Origin of the sequence: Nocardioides panzhihuensis (assembly GCF_013408335.1) — a bacterium.
Lineage (GTDB): Bacteria > Actinomycetota > Actinomycetes > Propionibacteriales > Nocardioidaceae > Nocardioides > Nocardioides panzhihuensis.
This window is the reverse complement of the sequence record NZ_JACBZR010000002.1, coordinates 32,460-52,191: the sequence shown is the minus strand read 5'-3', so window position 1 is coordinate 52,191 and position 19,732 is coordinate 32,460. Positions and strand designations below refer to the sequence as shown.

17 protein-coding genes and 2 pseudogenes are annotated in these 19,732 nt (G+C 68.1%); 9 read left to right on the top strand and 10 right to left on the bottom strand.

The genetic code is table 11. From position 1 onward, the window contains the following. Positions 1-2: 2 nt before the first annotated feature. From BJ988_RS29300 to BJ988_RS29260, 9 genes are read right to left on the bottom strand one after another with little or no spacing between them, the layout of a single operon-like run. A complete protein-coding gene (locus BJ988_RS29300; RefSeq protein WP_179661793.1) occupies positions 3-506 on the bottom strand; it encodes a hypothetical protein in 504 nt (167 codons plus the stop codon). Beyond that, positions 503-1,072 (bottom strand): DUF4913 domain-containing protein, encoded by a 570-nt coding sequence (locus tag BJ988_RS29295; protein ID WP_179661792.1) that lies wholly within the window; start codon positions 1,070-1,072, stop codon positions 503-505. Before BJ988_RS29295 ends, BJ988_RS29300 begins: the two co-directional genes overlap by 4 nt. Further along, on the bottom strand, positions 1,069-2,868 hold the full coding sequence (locus BJ988_RS29290) for a type IV secretory system conjugative DNA transfer family protein (RefSeq protein ID WP_179661791.1): 1,800 nt from the start codon (positions 2,866-2,868) through the stop codon (positions 1,069-1,071). The genes BJ988_RS29295 and BJ988_RS29290 overlap by 4 nt, the downstream gene beginning before the upstream one ends. Next, positions 2,865-4,589, bottom strand: a complete 1,725-nt coding sequence (locus tag BJ988_RS29285; protein ID WP_179661790.1) for a hypothetical protein — start codon at positions 4,587-4,589, stop codon at positions 2,865-2,867. Before BJ988_RS29285 ends, BJ988_RS29290 begins: the two co-directional genes overlap by 4 nt. Next, the gene (locus BJ988_RS29280) at positions 4,589-6,100 is read right to left on the bottom strand and encodes an SCO6880 family protein (protein WP_179661789.1); all 1,512 of its coding nucleotides are present in this window, start codon (positions 6,098-6,100) and stop codon (positions 4,589-4,591) included. The genes BJ988_RS29285 and BJ988_RS29280 overlap by 1 nt, the downstream gene beginning before the upstream one ends. Positions 6,101-6,143: 43 nt before the next feature. Continuing rightward, positions 6,144-7,580: a hypothetical protein gene (locus BJ988_RS29275; protein ID WP_179661788.1), complete on the bottom strand. Its 1,437-nt coding sequence runs from the start codon at positions 7,578-7,580 to the stop codon at positions 6,144-6,146. Further along, on the bottom strand, positions 7,577-8,353 hold the full coding sequence (locus BJ988_RS29270; RefSeq protein ID WP_179661787.1) for a hypothetical protein: 777 nt from the start codon (positions 8,351-8,353) through the stop codon (positions 7,577-7,579). The genes BJ988_RS29275 and BJ988_RS29270 overlap by 4 nt, the downstream gene beginning before the upstream one ends. Positions 8,354-8,384: 31 nt before the next feature. After that, entirely contained in the window at positions 8,385-8,705 is a 321-nt protein-coding gene (locus tag BJ988_RS29265) for a hypothetical protein (protein WP_179661786.1), read from the bottom strand. 38 nt (positions 8,706-8,743) lie between these two features. Beyond that, positions 8,744-9,412, bottom strand: a complete 669-nt coding sequence (locus tag BJ988_RS29260; RefSeq protein WP_179661785.1) for a hypothetical protein — start codon at positions 9,410-9,412, stop codon at positions 8,744-8,746. A gap of 426 nt (positions 9,413-9,838) precedes the next feature. Between BJ988_RS29260 and BJ988_RS29255 the strand changes: the two genes are divergently transcribed. From BJ988_RS29255 to BJ988_RS29235, 6 genes and pseudogenes are all read left to right on the top strand, one after another. Next, positions 9,839-10,114, top strand: coding sequence for a hypothetical protein (locus BJ988_RS29255; RefSeq protein ID WP_179661784.1), 276 nt, complete (start codon positions 9,839-9,841; stop codon positions 10,112-10,114). A 124-nt stretch (positions 10,115-10,238) separates the two neighbouring features. Continuing rightward, a complete protein-coding gene (locus tag BJ988_RS29250) occupies positions 10,239-10,475 on the top strand; it encodes a hypothetical protein (protein WP_179661783.1) in 237 nt (78 codons plus the stop codon). Between the two features lie 258 nt (positions 10,476-10,733). After that, on the top strand, positions 10,734-12,581 hold the full coding sequence (locus tag BJ988_RS29245; protein WP_179661782.1) for a MarR family transcriptional regulator: 1,848 nt from the start codon (positions 10,734-10,736) through the stop codon (positions 12,579-12,581). Positions 12,582-12,616: 35 nt separating this feature from the next. Then, positions 12,617-13,039, top strand: a pseudogene (locus tag BJ988_RS31620) (DUF1016 N-terminal domain-containing protein); the annotation flags it as partial. A gap of 34 nt (positions 13,040-13,073) precedes the next feature. Continuing rightward, complete coding sequence (locus tag BJ988_RS30225; RefSeq protein ID WP_343051854.1) at positions 13,074-13,670, top strand: PDDEXK nuclease domain-containing protein; 597 nt, start codon at positions 13,074-13,076, stop codon at positions 13,668-13,670. Positions 13,671-13,907: 237 nt separating this feature from the next. Then, positions 13,908-14,489, top strand: coding sequence for a Rossmann-fold NAD(P)-binding domain-containing protein (locus tag BJ988_RS29235; protein ID WP_179661781.1), 582 nt, complete (start codon positions 13,908-13,910; stop codon positions 14,487-14,489). Between the two features lie 132 nt (positions 14,490-14,621). Here BJ988_RS29235 and BJ988_RS29230 read toward each other — a convergent pair. Continuing rightward, positions 14,622-15,587, bottom strand: a pseudogene (locus tag BJ988_RS29230) (IS481 family transposase). A 495-nt stretch (positions 15,588-16,082) separates the two neighbouring features. On the opposite strand from BJ988_RS29230, the gene BJ988_RS29225 reads away from it, so the two are divergent. From BJ988_RS29225 to BJ988_RS30220, 3 genes are all read left to right on the top strand, one after another. Further along, positions 16,083-17,642: a ParB/RepB/Spo0J family partition protein gene (locus BJ988_RS29225; RefSeq protein ID WP_179661780.1), complete on the top strand. Its 1,560-nt coding sequence runs from the start codon at positions 16,083-16,085 to the stop codon at positions 17,640-17,642. Between the two features lie 715 nt (positions 17,643-18,357). Next, on the top strand, positions 18,358-19,038 hold the full coding sequence (locus tag BJ988_RS29220; protein WP_179661779.1) for a nucleotide-binding protein: 681 nt from the start codon (positions 18,358-18,360) through the stop codon (positions 19,036-19,038). Continuing rightward, positions 19,038-19,601: a hypothetical protein gene (locus tag BJ988_RS30220; RefSeq protein ID WP_218861832.1), complete on the top strand. Its 564-nt coding sequence runs from the start codon at positions 19,038-19,040 to the stop codon at positions 19,599-19,601. The genes BJ988_RS29220 and BJ988_RS30220 overlap by 1 nt, the downstream gene beginning before the upstream one ends. Positions 19,602-19,732: the final 131 nt, after the last annotated feature.

Below are 19,732 nucleotides of genomic sequence, written 5' to 3'. Positions count from 1 at the left end.
GATCAGTGCACCCCCTCGGGGAAGGTGACCTCGGCGACCAGCCAGGCTGCAGTCTCGGATGTGCGCGACATCCGAACCCCGAACTCGCCCAGGTCGGTCGGCTGCCAGACCGTGACCGCGGTGGCCACGCTCGAGGCCTCCACACGCGGCTTGCCCGTGAGGGTGAGCGTAGGCAGGTTGGCCGGGTCGACGGCGGCGTAGTCCTGCTGCCCCTGCGGGGATAGCAGCGGCTTAACGCGCGGCCACCACTGTCCATAGGACAGGTCCGGGTTGGCCCAGGTCGTCAGAAACCGGCGGGCCGCTGTCGCGGAGTCCTGCTCGGCGGCTGGCGCGGTGGTCGGTGGCGCCTCGAGCTCGTCGTGGGGCGCCATGGTCGCCGGGGCGGAAGAGGCGCCGGCGGAGGGGGATGATGTCGGCGCGGGGTCACTCCCGCACGCGCTGAGCAGCAGCGCTGAGATAGCGAGTGATGCGGCCAGGGCGCGTCGGATCGACGTAGGCCTGATCATGACTGCTCCTCGTTGCGGATCTCGCCGGTCGCGGGGTCGTAGGCGACCTCCGCATCTGCGGTCTCGTAGGCGTTGGTGATCTGCGCCGCGGCGTCGGCGGTGTACGGCTCGAGCGGCAGCGGTGCGATCACGTCGGCGTGCCCGTCGCGGCACACGGCGAACGGTCCGGTGTAGCGGTCCGTGATCGCGGCCATCATCGGGTCGAGCACGCTGAGCCACCAGCCCGCCATCGCACCGGGGTCCGGGGCGATCCTGGCACCCTCCCACGCGCGCCAGGTCGCGCTAAGGCGGTCGACGACCTCCTCGTGCGCCCACCAGCGGGGGCACCAGTGCAGGTCATCGGCACCGCCGAGCTTGGTGTTCACCCGACGCCGCAGCATCGGGGCGAGCCACTGCTCGACGAACTCGACCACCGAGGAGAACCGCGGCTGAGGCTCCTCCGCTGCGGTCTCCGCGGGGGCAGGGGCAGCGCCGGTGTCCGGTTCGCTGGGGGCGTCACGGTCGACGAGCTGGCCGTCGGCGACGTCGTCGACGGCCAGCTCGTCGACGCCGAAAGGATCGGTCACCACGGAAGCTCCTTCGGGGCCAGCCCGTCAAGGCTGTGGACCAGGTGGGGCAGAGTCCGCGTCCCCAGCGCCTCGGTGAAGGCTTCCTTCGAGGCGGTGACGACGCGTGCAAGCTCGGGGTCACGGAAGTAGGGGGCCAGCTCGAACATGGCCGGTCGACCGGCCTGGGTGAACATGACGGCGCGCCACTTCGGCAGGGAGCCGAGGTCGTCGACGTCGAGGGTGAACTCGCGGGCGTGGTGCTCCGAGAGCGTCACCCCGCGCGGGCCTTGCCCAACCGATCGGGTGCGATCGATAACGGTGTGGCGGCCGATGAGCTCGGCCAGTGACCGCAGGAACTGAGTGTCGCCCTCTCCCCCGCCATAGACGCGGACGGTCGCGGAACCCCACAGGGCGTCCATGCCGTGCTCGCCCCACAGGTTGCGGCCCTGCTTGTAGGACTGGAGAAACGCCATGATGTTGATCCCGCGGGACCCGAAGTGGGAGTAGTACTCCGGCAGGTCTGGGAGACGGCACACGTTGGCCACCTCGTCGAGCACCGCCAGCAGGGACGGATCGAGTCGACCCATGGTGCCGGCCTTGGCCTTCGCCGCGTCGAAGATCCCCTTGACCAGCGACCCCACCAGGGCCGCCGCAGAGCCGGCACCCTTCTGGGAGTGCAGGTAGAGCGTGTTGGGGTTTTCGACGAACTCGACCGGGTCGAACTGGCGTCCGTTGCCCGGGGTCACCCACCGCGCCGTGTGTGCGTCGACCAGAGGCCTCAGCCAGATCCGAGGACCACCGTAGACACCGTCGCGCTGCTTGACCGTTGTCGTACGCAGCTCGCGCATGGAGAAGGCCGGCAGCTCGAACCCGTGATCGGCCAGCGTGCGCTCGGGCTCCTCGGTCTCGGGGTCAAGCAGCCACTTGTAGACGTCCATCAGGGTGCCGCCGCGGACCGCGGCCGCGAGCATCAGGTTCGCGGCCAGCTCCTTGCCGGCTGGGGAGAAGTACTCGTCGGTGCGCGCCTCGGGGTCTACTGCGGCGACGCGCCAGATCTCGGCCAGCTCGGCGGCCGCGACCGGCCCGTCGACCTGCGTCAGCGGGTTGTACCAGCACGCCGCCGGCGTGTTCTTGTTGACGATCAGGTGCTGGGGGTCGTAGAGGTCGACGCGACCCTTGGTCGCGCGGTGCTGCCAGGTCTCGGGGTAGAGCTCGACCTTGTTCGCCGTCGCGACCACCGGGCCGGGCGCGTCCAGGATGGCAGGGATCGCCCGCGCGGAGCTCTTGCCGCGTCGGGGGCCGTAGATGTCGATGGAGCAGTCCTCCCAGGACTGACGCAGCATCACACGACGCGGACCGGTCAGGGTCCGGCCGATCGCGGGACCAACCTCGCCATCGCCCTTCCCGAGGCCTCCGGGACGAAGTCGCTCAGCCTTCGCCCGGGCGCCGGCCGGCAGGAACTCCTCGAGGTCCTCCTTGCCGCGACCCATCCGGCCGGCGGCGTCGTCGAGGCGAGAACGCCCACGTCGTACGCCGCCACCCCAGCGGACCAGCGCGACCCACACGAGGGTCGCCGGGATCAGCACGAGCAGTGCGAAGACGATCCAGGTCGCCAGACCCGGTGCCGGCATGGAGCCGGTGACCTGCTCGATCGGCAACGAGAACGGCGTACGCCCCTGAGCGGCACCGGTGAGCAGCGCTGCGGCCCAGTAGGCCAGCAGCAGCGTCAGGACGCCGAACCCGACTAGCGGCCCGACCCAGGTCACCCAGTCGCCGGTCCGGTGCCGGTGCTCGACCGATTCGCGGCGGCTCATGCGGTGCCCCGCGCGGTCTCGCCGGCGATCGAGGCAGCCGCCGGGTCGCCGGCAGCCGAAGCCGTCGCCGGAGCCGAGGGCGCCGTGTCTTCATCGCGCAGACCCACCGGTGCCGGCGAGGTCGTGCGCGGTGGCACCCGCGTCGCCTGCAGCTTGCTCTCGGGCTCCCGCCACCTCGAGGAGGTGTCCATGAGGTGCGCGATCGCAGAGTGGTCGGTCCTGAACGGGACGCCGGGCTTGGAGCCGTACTTCATCAAGAACTTGCCCAGCGAGGCGGCGACCATCCGACCGGTGGCCGGGTCGATCGACTCTCCCTCGCCCCACGACTCGATCTCCTCGACCTCGCGTGCGGAGACCTTGCCGAGCGAGTCCCGCAACGCCTGCAGGTCGTGGGAGCGGACCTCGCCGACCACGACCATGCCCGAGCGCTCCACGAACCCTCGCGCCTTCTCTCGGGCTGACTCGTCTCGCACAGCCTCCAGGTCACGGAAGGTGTGCGTGCACAGCACGTTGGCGACCGCCTGGGTCCGGTTCGTCCGCGTGAGCGCGTCGACGCGAGCGGCCATACCGGCCGAGGCGCCGATGACCGACCACAGCTCGTCGAGCACCACCATCTGGTGACGGCGGGGGTGATGACCGGCATCGGCGATGAGGTGGTGGACCTCGATCGCCCCGAAGGTGTGTGCCCAGGACGAGTACAGGACGCCGGCCAGGAGCTTGTCCGAGGCGCCCTGCACCGCCGAGACGTCGATCGACATCGTCGGGTAGTCCATCGACACGTGCGCCGTCGACGCCCGGCCGAACGCGGCGCCGAAGTCACCTCGGTCGAAGGAAACCATGGTGCGGAGGAGATCGTGGATCGCCTCCGCGTACGCCTCCTGCGTCTCGGTCAAGGTCAGATCCCGCAGCGTCGGGTTACCGGTCCGGATCAACCGGATCAGGTCCGGCAACGTCGGGGTCGAACCCGACTCGTAGCCAGAGAGGACGATCTTGATCGCCTCGCGCAGCAGCTCGTCGTCGTTCTGGTCGAGCGGCGCACGGCGGTAGACCTCGAACATCGCCACCGTGATGTCCTGGGCCCGGCCGATCGCCTCAGCGCGGAGCTTCTCGGCCAGCTGCGGGTCGCGGTGCTTGTAGGTGTCGGCGGCCTTGAACGCGTCGCCGGGGTCCAGCATGTTCATCGATCCCGCCCCGCGGCCGAACTTGGTCACGGCCTGCGGGCCGGCCATCGCGGTGACGAACTGGGAGTAGTCGGGCTTCAGGTCGGCCGGGAAGAAGACCTGGTCACCACGCGCCAGGGCGCCGGTGGCCATCAGGGCGATCATCGTCGACTTGCCGCGCCCGGTCAGCGCGAGCACTGCGCAGCCCGGGTTCTGGATCATGCCCGCCCGGAACATCGCGAGCGGGTCACCGAACACGGCCTCACCGGAGTGCAGATGCTCCCCCAGCGGCGCACCGACGCCACCGGTGGAAGCGCCGACAACGTGCGGCCATAGGCCGCACGCCTGCACGCTGGAGGCGTGGTACTCCACCGGTGCGGAGACCCACGGCACTAGACCGCCGCCTGGCTTAGCCCAGCCGCGGCCAGGGCGCAGCGGCTCGTGACGGTCCTCGACGGCCTCGCGGTCGGGGTGCATCCCCGGAAGCGCACCCACGAGAGTGCTCGATTCCGAGCGGGTCGACTGCTGCCCACTCCCCTGCTGGGTCGTACGGCGCGCCATCAGAGGTTCTCCCGGATCACGCGGGGCATCACCGAGAGCTCGGCCGGGATGACCCCGACACCGAGCGCTGCGGTGAACCCGACCTGTTGGTGCCTCCAGCAGCGGCGCAGCGCGACGTCGGCCTGCCGGCCGGAGGCCTCCATCGCTTCCACCGTCGAGGAGACCGCGGACTCGTCGACCTCGGCGGGCATCGTGATGGTCAGGTGCATCGAGAAGTTCAGCAGCGCCGCGCCCTTGCGCAGCTCCCGCTGCGTCGAGCGGTGCGCCGACATGTCGAGGTCGTCACCGGCGTCGCCGATCTTGTCGGCGGAGGCCTTGAAGATCGAGGCCCGGATCGAGCGCTTCACCCTCGCCTGCGCCTTATCGGCTGGCTCAGGCCGCCAGGTGATGCACAGCCGCTTGCGCAGCACACCCGATTCGGCTGCCAGCAGCGGCAGGAGTGCGTTGCGGTCGACATCGCTCGAGGGTGCCTTCACCATCGACCACGAAACAGACCGACCTGAGTCGTGCAGCAGATCCCCCGGTCGCTCGATCATCGCGGCGGGGCCTGCGTCCTCCCACTCGGTAGTCCGGTGCCGGCTGATCCGCTGCTCGTCCACATCGCGCGCCGCGGCGGGGTCGTAGGCGAGGTGCAGTTCCTCGGCCAGCTCCAGGAGCTCCATCGGCCGCGCCACCCCAGCCCCCGCGGTCTGCAGGTCAGTGCAGATCGAGTTCAGCTTGGCCGCGACCCAGGTCGCCATCAGCTCGGGCCGCTCCTCCCGCGGCCGCGCCTTGATCGTCTCCGGCGTACGCCAGGTCACCGACGTCCGTGACCCGACCCTCGTCTGACCGGTGCCCTGCTTCGCGGCGGCGGCCCACATTGCTGCCTGGGCGGCCTCGGGCGCCGATGGGGTGATCTGCTTGACGATCGCGTCTCTCGCTCGGCCGCCCGGGTCCGGGACCAGCTCGACCAGCTGCTGGATCCCGACCACGTCCCTGTCGGTGGCGAAGCCTGCGAGGAACGAGCCGTGGCGGGCCACGCGGCGATCGAGGACGTCGTCGTCGACGAGGTCCTGTCCCTCGGGGTAGCAGGCGATCACTACGGTCCAGCGGTGAGCGCGGGTGTGCCACAACAGCGCGAAGCGGCGCCCGCCCGCGGCGAATTCGAACGCGTCGGTCGCTGTCAGCAGGCCCGGGAGCCGGTGGGTGCCGCCAGGCACGACCCCGAGAGGCCCTGAGAGGTAGGCGTTGTGCTTCTTCGCAGCCGCTCTAGAGCCCGTGATCGCGGCGAGCAGGCGTACCGCCGCTGGGTCGCCGTTGACTCGTATCACGAACGGGAGCGTGATCGCGGCAGTCAAGCCGAGCAGGATCAAAGGAACAAGGAAGGTGCTGGTGAGTACGAGCACCAGGATCGAGATCCCGATCCCGACTACTCCCAGCATGGTGGCCACGAGGCCCTGGCCCCACAGCCCCGCTCGCGGAGGAGCCTGGAAGTTGCCGTACGTACGCTCGTTAACCGTCGACGTGGTCACTGTGTCTATCCCCTAGGTCGAGTACCCCGAGAACGGGGTGGGCTTACTTGGTTGCTCCGGACGGCCCAGCCCCGCCACCGTCTTCGGTGCCGTGCTGGACTCCACGCTTGATCGCCGCACCGGTCTTGCGGCCCGCATCGGCGGCCACGACCGCTGCAGCCCCGAGCGGGCCTCCTGCAGCACCGGCGGCGGTCTTCGTCCCAGTGGCTGTTGCGGCACGTGACGCAGCCGGGCCGGTGCCCGTCTTCGCCCCCGCCCGTGCTGCTCCGGAGGGCTCGTAGGACTGCGTTCGTCCGTTAGGACCGGGGCCCTGCGTCATCGTCGCCGGGCCGGTCGCGGCGCCGGTCGACCGCGCGTAGGACGGGGTCGAACTCACCGGCACCGCCCCGGACGGTCCACCAGCTCGCATCCCGGATGCGAGGAGTCCGGCGCCACCCATGCCGCCTCCGCCGCTGGTGACGGCGGCGGCCGCGGGCGTGGTGAGCCGCAGCAGCGCGGGCAGCGCGAGCACTGACGCCACTAGGAGCGCGAGCCCCGACAGGGCGCCTCGCAGCCCCTCAGCGCCTGCGAACTGGACGAGGGCGGCCGCGTAGATCAAACAGGCGATCGGCTTGTAGAGGATCAGCGCGATTCCCCAGGCAAGTGCCTTGTCGAACCAGGGTTTGCCCCATTTGAAGAACGACACCGCGGCGGCGAGGGAGAGGGTGCCGGCGACGATCAGCACCAGCCCGTCACGGAGCACCGACAGAAACAACTGGACCAGGGCAGCGATCGTCGCGACGATCCCGATCAACAGAGCAGCCAGGATCGTTCCGCTGCCACCCGTTGCGAAGTTGCCTGCGAGGGCCTCGTCCGATGTCGTGACTTCGATCAGCTGCTTGCCGAGTGCCTGCTTGTCGACGCTGTCGAGGAACCACCGCCCGAGGCTGTCGCCGCCGGCGATCAGCAGCCCCATCCCTGGGATCGCTATCCACCAGCCGACGAGGAACCGGCCCATCCCGCCGGCGAGGATCTCCAGGCCGCGGGCTTGATACATCGCCACCATGACCCCTGCCACGACGACCCCGCATACGGCGATCAACGACGTCAGGTAGGAGAGGTGCGACTGCATCCAGGCCACGGTCCCCCGTGGCTCGGCGGACCCGCGCTCGGTCGGTGAGGCCGACGGATAGCGTGTCCACCACGTCAACGTCTCAGTCATGAAGGCGCCCGCCGTCGCCTGCGACTCCTCAGCCAGTTTCTGCAGCCACTTCGACGCTGCGTCACCAGCGATCTCGACCGCCGCTTCCTTGACCTCTTCCTTGCCCTTGTTGATGCCGCTCTCGATCAGGCAGCTCGGAGGCCGCATCGGCGCGGGGAGGTTGCACATCGGGTTGCTCGACTTGGTGTCCGCGGCCGTCGCGGAATCGCTCCAGCCCGGTGCGATCAGGACGAGTGCCACGACGATGGCCGCGAAGAGAGCACGGAAGCGGGTCCTCATAGGAGAGAGCCCTTCCAGTCGCTGTTCTTGACCACCTGCCAGCCAGCCTGCGTATAGGCCGCCGTTCCTGGCTTGGCGTACTGCGGCGCCTCCAACTCCTCGAGATCGGGCAACCGGGAGCCGGTGAGGTCGATCCACCAGCGGTCGCCTTCCCAATAGACCACCGCTCCGGTGGCTACGGGCACTTCAGAGGTGGAGCCGTCTCCCTTCGTGAGTTCGACACTCATCGATACGCTGACGAGGTAGACATCCGTCGCCACTGCCTCCCACTTGATTCCCTCAAGCTCGGCAGCTGCTGATGGTCCCGCTGGCGCAGGCCCATTCAGCTCCACCCCAAGATTCTTTCGCTGGAGCGTGACGAGGTTCTCGGCTACGTCGGAGTAGCTCATCTCCGCGGTGGGAGCTATGTACAGCGGGGCCCACGATTCGGCTTTGTCATAGTCCAGAAGGGCGACCTGCGACACCTCGTACGCGGCCACGAACGCAGCGGCGCCTTCGTCATTGTGCGGGTATCCGATCGGATACCCGTTCTCCGAGGTCGCTGGCGCTGGCAGCGTGACAAAGCCCTCAGGCACGGCGGGCGCCGTGGAAGCGGGTGAGCCGCTGGTCGCCGGGTCACCTCCCCCGGTGGGATCACTTGTCGGAGCGCCATCCCGGTTGCTGAACACCAGGGCAGCAGCGAGGACGATCACGATGACCAGCAGGCCACCGATGGCGGCGGTCACGAAGATGGATCGCTGCTTGGTGTCATCTCTGTCGGGCTGATTAGCCATCTGTCTGTCGTCCTCTCGGAGACTGGGTGGGTTAGATGAGAGCGCTGACGAAGCCGGAGGCGGAGCCGACCACGATGCAGCCGACGCACGCCCAGCCGAGTGCCTTGACGCCACCGGGGATCTGCTCGCCGTCGCGGTACGCAGCGGCGATCCGGACGCCGGCGATGACGACAAACACGACTAGCGCGAGGATCGCGAGCACCAAGACCCACCCGGCGATGGTGTCGAACTTCTCCATCCCGGGAGGTCGCCGCGGGCTGATGTCGGGTGCCGTCCCGCTTGGGAGCCCCATGGCGTACGTCTGGATCGAGGCTGTCGCCTCGGTGGCCTCGAACATGAATCTGGTGAACATCACTTCCCCTTCGTGGTGATCTCTACTTGGTCTGGTCTCTACGGCTGGTCGATCTGTACGACCTGAACGCCCGGCTGGACGCCGGCTCCGGCGCCCACCTCGAGGCGCGCCACCGGCGGGGCCGGCGGAGGTAGCTGCGGACCGGGTGCTGTGGCCGTGGTCGACGCCATCGGCAGCAGTTCCAGGTCGGTGCGGATCTCATCGGCGATCGCCGAGGGTGCCCACTCGCCATCGAAGGTCCGAGTCGACCAAGTCGGCTCCCACGGGAGGGTCCATACCCGGGGAACCAGGCTCTGCACGTGGGCAAGGCGGCGGCGTGCGTCCCGCGGTTGCCGCTTCCCCGGCATCTCGACGGCGAGGACGCCGGCCAGGCCGGCGTCGGTCGAGAGCTCCTGGCGGGCGTGCTGCGTCGCAGCGGCCATTGCTGCCTCGGCTCCCCCTACGGTCGCCCAGCAAACGATGACGACCGTCGCGCGAGGACCTGCGCTCGGCGGCCCGACGTAGGGCGGCCAGATGCTCTGTGCGTCCTCGCCAAGTCCGACGGTGGCCTTCACCAGGCCGACCGGGGCTTCAGGGACACCGACGCCGAGCCACCACAGGCCGCCGGTGGCGCCGGTGCCCGGTCGCCCGGACGGGAGCTGGCCGTAGCCGAGATGGCTGATCCCCATCTTGAGACCCCAGCCTGGGGCGAACACCTGATTCGCCATCTTCATCGCCTCCCGAGCGACTGCGAGTGGCCTACGACGCGATCCGTCCCCGCCACGGTAAAGCGCAGCGCCGACACCTTCGGCCAAACAGATGTCTCTCCATGCCCCTGGCCGCAGCCCGAGCTGGTGCTGGTCATGCGTTCCCTCCCAGATTTGGTGAGTCTCCCTTTGTTATTCCCCGGATTCGCGAGTTCAAACATGAAGGAACAAAAATTGTTTCGTTTGAGACAGGTTCGGCGAAAACCTCTTACGTCAGCCGTAGAAGCACCCTCCCCTGCAGGCTCTACGCTAACATAGTCCCGTGTTAAACACGGGACAAACGCGAAAGAGCAAGCCCCCAACCGATCGGCCCCTGCCGCAGGCGTCGGTCGGCAGCGGCACAATGGCGTCGTGCCCCGCCTCATCCGCCCCGATCCTCCTCCGCCCATGAGCGTGACAATCGCGGTGCGGGTGTTCGGATCGGAGACCTTGGTGGCACTGATCCGCTACTACTGGACCTCCCCTGGATCCCAGCAGGACGCCGCCACGACGCTCGACATTCCGAACCAGCTCGTCTCGACCAACACACGGCTCCTCCTGGACGCCGGCGTGGTGATCGCTGACCCACCGGCCCGTGGCCGGAGGCCTGGTCGGTACGTGGTTGATCAGGACCGCGTGCACCATCTCCTCGAGGCGCTCCGTCGATACAGCATCCCTGAGTGAATTTGCGCCGTTTTTAACGCGGGGCGAGATCGGCGACACGCCGCGTCAAATTGGGCCGTTTTTTCGTCGATACCGGAATGATCTGAGTTCAACGAACTACTCGACATTCCGGAGGTGAAGCCCGATGCCAGCTGTTAAAGGTCGCCGCCACGGCGAGCATCGCCGTACGGCCCAGATCAAGGGGACGATCCGTACGTCCACCCGCGAGAAGGCCAACGCTGCCGCCGATGCACTCGGGATCTCTGTGTCCGCGTACCTCGACGCACTCATCGACCAAGACCAGGTCGACGCCACCGGAAAGCCCCTCTGGGGCAGCAAACTGGGCCGCGACCCGGAGTTGGAGCTCCGCATGACCGGCTGACTTGATCGGGGCAAGACCCCGAAAACGCCCGAAGGCCCGTCTGCTACCAACAGAGGACCTTCGAAGAGTTCGGACTGAGCTACCAACTCAGGGATTCCGACTTATGACAACCCGTTCCCTTTTCCCAGAGGAGATCGAGGTGGCTTTGTGCTACCTACTCTAACAAGCCGCGCACTGAATGCGCCACAAGTCCCGGCGCGTCGTGTCGGCAGTGGCGTACCGGGCGTCCCCAATCGCGCGGAGCAGGTGTGGGCGACGTTGGCGCCCCGCCTCGCAGCCCGGGGTCGCGTCCGAGTCGCTCGCGACGGCCGCAACTACCGGCGCAAGCACGAGCGCACGATCACCGGCACCCTGCCGTCTCAGCCTGCCGCGGTGCTCCTCTACGACGACAACGGCTGCGCCCCAGTGTTCGTGGTCGACCTCGACGCCAAAGGCCCCGAGCCCACCGTCGAGCGCGACTTTGTCGCGCTCATCGGGCTCCTGGAGGCCGCTGGACTGACCTCGTGGTTCTCCGACCACTCCCCCAGCGGCGGCCGGCACCTGTACGTGCCCGTCGCTGGCGGCATCCCGTTCACCGAGGCCCGCGACGCCTCCCGGATGCTCGAGCACCGGCTGACCAGTGCCGACAAGCTGCCCATGTCCGGGATCTCCGAGGGCTGCATCCGCCCGCCGGGCTCGGTCCACCGCAGCGGCGGTCACCAGGTCCTCGACTGCACGCTCGAGCACGCCGTCGCCGTCCTGGAGAGCCCCAACGCCTCTGAGGCCTGGGATCGGTTCACCGCCGAGCTGCAGCGTCACCACGGCCCGCTGCCGGCTCCGGCCGCATCACCGATCGAGCTGGTCGACGACGAGACCCAGCTCGACCCGCTGCCCGGATACACCGCAGCGCCCTCGGACAACTTCCAGGCCGTCGCCCGCACCGGCGACTACGACTCCACCCGGTACGCCAGCCCGTCTGAGGCGCGCCAGGCCGTCCTGTGGGCGTCCGCGGCCGCGGGCTGGCGGCTCGTCGACGTCGCCCGCCGCATCGAGGACGGGACCTGGCCGGGCCTCGCCTCCTTCTACGCCCGCTACTCGGCCGGCCACCGGCACAAGGCGCTGAGCCGCGACTGGCAACGCGCCCTGTCCTTCGAAAAGCGACGTCGCGAATCACACCGGGATAACTCCGTTCGCCTACGCACCACAAGCCCGCATAAGACACAGCGGGGGCAGCGACCAGGGTCTGCGATAGTGCAACGTCCCGCTGCGATCTCCCAATGGGTCCGGGAATGGCTGGCTGCCGTCGACTTCCTCCACGGACCCGAGACCCATCTCGGCGTACGCGCGGTGCTCTACGCGCTGGCCGAAGCCGCCGCCCTCACCCAGAGCCGCGTCGTCGAGCACGGCAACCGCTCCCTCGCGATTGCCACCGGCCTGGATCACAGCACGGTCGGCCGGGTACTGCGGCTGCTGGAAGACCAGCCCTCCGACCGGCTCCTCCTGCAGATCGTCCGTCGGGCCAAGGGCGTCCACGCCCACGCGTACGAACTCCGCATCCCGCCTCTCCTGGCCGCTAAGTGTGCGGAGAAGCCGTGGCGAGCCGGCCGGATCCACGCGATCCGACCCGTCTTCCGCGACCTCGGCCTGCCGGCCGCGTTCGTCTACGCCGCTCTCGAGCAGGTTCGCCACCGTGGCGAGGCCTCCATCGGCGGGCGCGAGCTCGCCAGGCTCGCCCGCGTCGGGGTCACCAGCACCTACGACGCTCTCCAGACCCTCGCCACCCACGGCCTGGCCGAACGCGTTCCCCCAGATCAGGGCGGTGGGTGGTGTCTCGGAGACGCCTCGCTCGCTCAGCTCGCCGAAGCCTGGGGCATCACCGACGCCATCCGCGCCCAGATGGCCCGCTACCGAGCCGAGCGCGCCATCTGGCGCCACTGGCTCACCACTCGCGGCCGCCTCGACCCGCAGCTGCTCGCCGCCGGCGAGCAGCCAGCCCAGAACCCTGACCCTCCCTCACGCCTCGACAGAGGACCCGATCAACCAGCCGATCCCCCGCCACGATGGTTCGATGACACCACTAGCCTCCTGGAGCTCCTCGAGCGCGAACTCGGTGCCGTCGCCGTCTGAGAGACTCACCCACCTGACGTGAAGGAGCAACGCTCGTGAGCACGCCCGCCGTTCCCGACGGATACGCCGAGGTCCTCGCCCGGCTCAAGGACCGCGTCCGATCCGCGCGGCTGAGCGCCGTCCGCAAGGTCAACACCGAGCTCCTCAGCCTCTACTGGGAGATCGGCCACACGATCCTGGAGCGCCAGGCCCGCGACGGCTGGGGCACCGGGGTCATCACCCAGCTCGCCGCGGATCTACGCCACGAGTTCCCTGACATGCGCGGGTTCTCACGCAGCAGCCTCGAGTACATGCGCAGATTCGCCCGCGCCTACCCGGGCGACGCATTTCCCCAACAACCTGTTGGGGAACTTCCGTGGGGCCACGTCACCGTGCTCCTGGACAAGCTCGACGACCAACCGACCCGTGACTGGTACGCCGCCGCGGCCGCCGCGGAGGGCTGGTCGCGCAACGTGCTCCTCAACATGATCATGGGCCCAGCTCCACCGCCGGATCGGCGCGGCTCCCTCGAACTTCACCGAGGCGCTCCCCGCCACCCAGACCGATCTCGCCCGCGAGCTGACCAAAGACCCGTACGTCTTCGACTTCCTCGCCCAGACTCGGCCCCGGCTCGAGCGCGACCTCGAGCAGGCCCTCATGGACCGGATGCAGCAGACCCTGGCCGAGCTCGGCAGCGGCTTCGCCTTCGTAGGCCGCCAGGTCCACTTCGAGGTCGACGGCGACGACTTCTACATCGACCTGCTCTTCTTCCACGTCACCCAGCTGCGCTACGTCGTCATCGAGTTCAAGAGCGGCAGGTTCACACCACGAGACGCCGGCCAACTCGGCTTCTACGTCGCCCTCGTCGACGACCGACTCCGAGACACCGACACCCATGCCGAAACCGTCGGCATCCTCCTGTGCGCCGACAAGCACGACGGAGTGGTCGAGTACGCGCTGAAGACCATCGACCAACCTGTCGCGATCGCCCGCTACACCTACGACACGCTCCCCGACGACGTACGCGACCTGCTCCCCTCCCCCACCGAAGTCCTCGGCGCGATCGACGGCGCCGACGACTCCAAGGCCGGGCAGGCAGGCCGGAAATAGCGCGGACCCGGCTGGCCCACCGTCCGGAGGGCTGCCGGGTCTACTTCGCGGGCCTACAAGGCCGTTGCCGCTCCATCCTCCCACGCTCAGGCTCCCCGCCGGGAGAGCTTTTCAACCTCGACCACACCGGCCAGCCTCATGCGGTGTCGCGTGACCCCGCGACACTAGCCGCCGACAAGCCCCAAGGTTCGCCGCGTGACCCCAGAATCTGTCGGTGCCATCCGAGACAATCACCCGGTGAGCAACGAGCAAGCCGACTTCACCCTCCACGCCTGGGTCGACGAGTCGATCCACCTCGACGCCGGCTTCTACCTCATCGCGGCCGCCATAGCCGACCCCACCGACTGCGACCAGCACCGTGACACCGCGCGAGGCCTGGTTCGCCGAGTCGGCGGTCGCCTCCACTGGCATCACGAGCTCCCCAAGGCCAAGGCCCGCATCGCGGAGGCCTTCGGCCAGCTCGATCTCGCTCACACGATCGTCGTCGCCAGCCCGATCGATCCCCGCCGGCAAGAGCGAGCGCGCCGCAAGTGCCTCGAACGACTCCTCCCAGAGCTCGAGCACACCGGGATCACCCAAGCATGGTTCGAGACCCGCACCGCACGACTCAACCGTCAGGACTTGAAGATGGTCGACGCAATGCGAAGCAGCGGAACGCTCACCGGCGCACTTCGGGTCGACTTCGCCAACCCGAACGTCGAGCCGATGCTCTGGATCCCCGATGTCATCGCCGGCGCTGTCGGAGCAGCACGCCGGGGCGACCCCTCGTACAAGAGCAGTCTCAGGGCACCCATCGACGAACTCGACGTCTACCTCTAAAAGCGCGAAACCTGGGTCCCGCCCTACGGCGGTATCCCAGGCTCACTTCCTCACACCCGCGCCGGGGGAGGCTACGCCTTCAACTTTACAGGCTGAACCTGTAACTGCCCAGCCTCTAGCTGTACCCAGCCATCACGTTGGTGTCAGTCGGCTGATCGGCGGGAGTCCTCCAAGTGCGCTGTGGCGGCGTTCAGTGTTGTAGTGCTCGAGCCAGGGCGCAAGAGCTGCTGCTCGCTCGTCGTTGCTGGCGTAGACCTGTCGGTAGGCCCATTCGTTGGCCAGGGTGCGGTTGAGGCGCTCGACCTTGCCATTTTGTCAGGGGCAGTGGGGCTTGATGAATTTCTGAGTGATCTCGTGAGTGGCACACAGGTCGCGTAGCGACCATCGATAGGCCCAGGCGTTGTCGGTCATCAGTCGTTCGATCCGGGTGATGCCATGGGCAGTGAAGTAGGCGATCGCACGGTCGAGGAACTCCGCGCAGGTGGTCCCTTTCTCATCGCGCAGCACCTCGCTGTAGGCCAGACGGGAGTGGTCGTCGACCAGGGAGTGGACATAGTCGTAGCCGATGGGGTTGGCACGGCGTTGACGGGTCCGGCCCATCTCGCGGCCATGGGCTCGCCAGCCGCCGCCGTCAGGGATCCGGCCGAGCTTCTTCACGTCCATGTGCACCAGTTCGCCGGGCCGGTCCCGTTCGTAGCGCAGCGCGGTCTGTTTCGAGGAACGTATGACCTCGCCGGTGATCGGGTCGCACGCACGCAGGTACGGCACACTGTGGCGGCGCAGGATCCGCGAGACCGTGCGGGGCGCTACCCCGACCTTCGGGCCAAGAACGTCGGGCCCACCACGGTGTTCGGCGCGGGCCGCGAGGACTTCCTGTTCGACCTCGTGGCTGGTCCTTGTCGGCATCGTGTGGGGCCGCGAGGACCGCGTGGCCAGACCTGCTTCGCCTTCGGCGGCGTAGCGGTTGATCCAGGTCGTCACGCACTTGCGCGAGACCCCCATCGCCGCAGCGATGTGAGCTTTGGGCCAACTGGCCTGGTGGCGTTGAACGATCAGCCGACGACCATGGACGGTCAGCCGGGCACTACCGTGGGACACGAGAACCTCCGGGTTGGAGTGGGCCTTAGACAAGCCACATCCCATCCGGGGGTTCTCGTACGTTCAACCAGGCTCGCCGCTACCAACCTCATGGCCGGGTACATCTAGCTCACCGAGATCAACCGGCGACGAACGGCCAGCTTGCGCTCCAGATCAAGAGCGGGAAAGGCCCACGGCCCGGCTCCGCCGGGATCGAGCCGGCGTACGCCGGCACAGCCCTTGTCTTTTTCTCCCTCCCCGGACGTCCAATCATGACGGCCGCGCTCCTCCACGCAACCACCGCGCCTACGGCGCCGGCCTCCACCCAGGAACATCGGTCCGGCGCTCCGCAAGCTCCGCTTATTTCCTCCCCGATGTTCCTGGCCTCCAGCCGGTGCCGGTGGTTGCGCTCCGTCGCTCCACCGGCCGTCCTGCTTCTCCTTGCCCGGGGAGGGCGAAAAAAGGGTCGGCAACCCAGAAGCCACCCACCCTGTCCCGGCGCAGGAAGGGTCAGTCATGACCACCACTCAGAAGAACACCAGCAAGATCCAGGCCACGCCTGAGGCGTACGAGGCAGGGACCACCGTGCACGTGGCCCCCAGCACCCTCCTCCTGGAGCGCAACATCCGCACCGTCCCCCGTGACGAGGCCTTCGCGGACCTCACGCGGTCGATCACCGAGGTCGGAGTCCTCGAGCCCATCGTGGCCGTCACCACCGCCACCGGTGACCTGCTGGTCCGGTTCGGCGAGCGCCGCACCCTGGCCGCGATCGAGGCCAAGCGCGAGACCGTGCCGGTCTACATCGCCGGAGCCGACTCCACCGAGACCGCCGACGAGGTCGCCCGCGTGATCGCCCAGCGCGACGAGAACACCCACCGCGCCGGTCTGACCACCTCCGAAGAGGTAGGAGTCGTCGAGCAGCTGGCTGCCTTCGGCCTCTCCCCCGCCCAGATCGCCAAGCGCACCCGCATCAAGCGCGACACCGTCGACACCGCCCTGGCCGTGTCCGGCTCGGAGATCGCCCGCAAGGCTGCAGCGCGTTACGACACGCTCACCCTCGACCAGGCGGCAACCGTGGCCGAGTTCGAGGACGACGCCGAGACCGTCAAGACGCTCGTGCTCGCCGCCCACGACGGCCAGTTCGAGCACGCCGCCCAGCGTGCCCGCGACGAGCGCATCATGGCTCGTGCCAAGGCCAAGGTCCTCGCCGACCTCGCCGCCGCGTCCGTGACCGTCATCGAGCAGCCCGGATACGACGACAACAGCGCCAAGGCCCTGACCCGGCTGCAGATCTCCTCCGAGGACACCACCACCCTCACGGTCGAGACGCACGCCACCTGCCCCGGACACGTCGCCTGGCTCAGCCAGGCCCAGGTGTGGGTCGACCGAGACGGTGACCCGGTCGTCCTGCCGGAGGAGCCCGACGAGGACGCCGACGACGAGGCATGGAGCACCTACGACAGCCAGGTCGCGGACCTCAAGGCCGACGCCCGCAGGATGTCGCTGCCTGCCCCGGTGTTCGGATGCAGCGGCTGGCGCAAGCACGGTCACCACGACTCCTACTCCTGGGGCAGCAGCACCAGCACCAAGGTGAAGGCCTCGGACATGAGCGAGGAGGAGCGTGCCAAGGCAGCGGCCAGTCGCAAGCTCGTGATCGAGAACAACAAGGCCTGGGCCGCGACGCAGCCCGTACGCCGCGACTGGCTGGCCACCTTCGCCAAGTCCAAGACCACGCCGAAGGGCACCGCAGCGTTCCTCGCCACGGCGCTCTGCCACGACGCCGAGATCCTCCACGAGCGCGACGCCAACCGGCTCGCCGCCACCTGGCTCGGCAAGAAGGAGCCCGAAGGGTACGCCCGCGCCGACCTCTCCCCCGCCAAGTCCGCCACCGACCAGCGCGCCTACATGGCCGTCCTGATCCAGGTCCTGGCCGCCCACGAGGTCGACATCCGTGACAACTCCTGGCGTCACGACGGCACCAAGAACGCCGTCGGCCGCTACCTCCGGTTCATCGCCAGCGCCGGATACGGCCTCTCCGAGGTCGAGAAGTACGCAATCTCAGCCGAAACCGCCTGATCCGAAATCCTCGATCTGAGGCCCTGGGAGCCGCAAGCGGCTCCTAGGGCCCACCGAGGGGCCTGAGATCGCCTCAGAACGCCCCTCGCGACGCCGACAGGCATCAACGAACCACGCCCGACGACCGAACGAGTCACCAACTCTCAATTCAGAGTCGGAAGTCTGTAAGTCCCGAACTATCGGACTCTGTCTGACATACCCTCGGCATCTTCACTCCAGAATCAGGCTCTTCCGGAGTCTGTAAGTCACAGACTCCGGACCTCTGGAATATGGCCTCTCGATACCGAACTAACAGAGTCCGGAACTACCAAAGAAACAGAGAACCGAACATCGGAAGTAACGGAGTACGGAACTTCCGATGTTACGAAGTAACAGAATCACAAACTCTGGAAGTTACGAACTGCCGAACTTGCAGACATTCGGAGTGTCGGACAGACAGAGTGCCTGAACTCCGGTACAACCGGAGTCACGAACCTTGGGAGTCCGGACCTCCCGGACTCCGAAAGATCCGGAAGATACAGACCTCCGGAGTTCCGGAACTCCGGCACTAACGAACATCGGTAGTCCCGAACTACCGAAGAACCGGACGACCAAACTTCGGAAGTCCGCAAACTCCGGAAGTACCGAAGTAACAGACCCCCGCACTTCGAGCGCGGCTGACGTCGCGCTTGGAACTACCGGACTTACAGAGTCCCAAACTCACAGGAGCCTCGATATGTGGATCGTCGCGATAGCCGGTCAGAAGGGCGGCATCGGCAAGACCACGACGGCGATGAACCTCGCCGCCGTACTTCAGCAGAGCGCCCGCGTGCTCCTTGTCGACGTCGACAACCAGAAGTCGGCCGCCTACTGGGCCGACCAGGCAGGCGACAACCTGCCCTTCGACGTTGCCGACGACACCGACCCCAAGAACCTCTCCCACCTGCGCCGGCTGGCCGACTACGACGTCGTCGTCGTCGACACCCCAGGCTCGCTCGACGGCAAGGACGTGCTCAGCACCGTCCTGAGCCAGGTCGACTTCGCCATCCTGCCGAGCGAGCCCGCGCCCCTCGCGATCCCTCCGCTCATCCGCACCATCAAGGACCTCGTCGTTCCCGCAGGCGTCGACTACCGCGTGGTGATCAACAAGGTGCCCCCGCGCGAGCTCCAGGACGCCGAGGACGCCGCCGAGCTGCTCAAGTCCGCGGGCATCCCGCACTTCCGCAACTTCATCAAGGAATACAAGATCCACAAGTACGCCCCCATCGAGGGCAAGGTCGTCACCCAGTACGGCAGCAACCGCGAAGCCGTGCGGGCCGCCGAGGACTTCCGCAAGGTCGCCCTCGAGCTGATGACCCACTGGGCCAACAACCCAGCTGACGTCACGAGGGACTCCAGCCTGAAGGCGGTCAACTGATGGCACGACCCAAGCTCACCAACCTCATCTCCAACCTCGAGGGCACCGCCCCCGAGCCCGTCGAGGCGTCCGAACCGCGTGAGGAGACGCCGGCAGAGGACGCCGGCTCAGCGCCGGCGCTGCAGAGCGTCCCCTCCGCACCCGTGGAGGCACCCGTCGAGACGCCGGTCGTCGTGGAGACGGCCGAGCCGAACCCTGCGCCGGCACCGAAGAAGCAGAGCGCCGCGAAGCCCGCGACCACCAAGACCGCGGCCACCAAGACCGCCGCCACCAAGACCAAGCCCGCGAAAGCCGCCCCGGTCGTCGAGGACGGCGGCCCGCGCTACCTCCAGCTGACCCGCAAGGAGGCCCGGTTCACCGAAGAGCAGCTCGACGGACTCACCGTCCTGACCCGCCGGCTCAACAAGCGCCGCGGGGGAGCGGGGGAGCGGTTCACCGACAACACCTTGATCCGCGTCGCCGTCGACCTGCTCCTCTCCGAGGCCGAGACCCTTCTAGGCGGCGGGGTCGCCACGACCGAGGACGAGATCCGCGACCTCCTCGGAGTCCGCGCCACTTCGTAACCACCACCACAGACGCAGCGCGAGCAATCTGGGAGCACGCGCAGCACCGCCCCGGCGAGCAATCTGGGAGCACGCCAGGGCAACAGCAGGCCCGGCAACCAATCCACTCCGGATGGTTGCCGGGCCTTCCT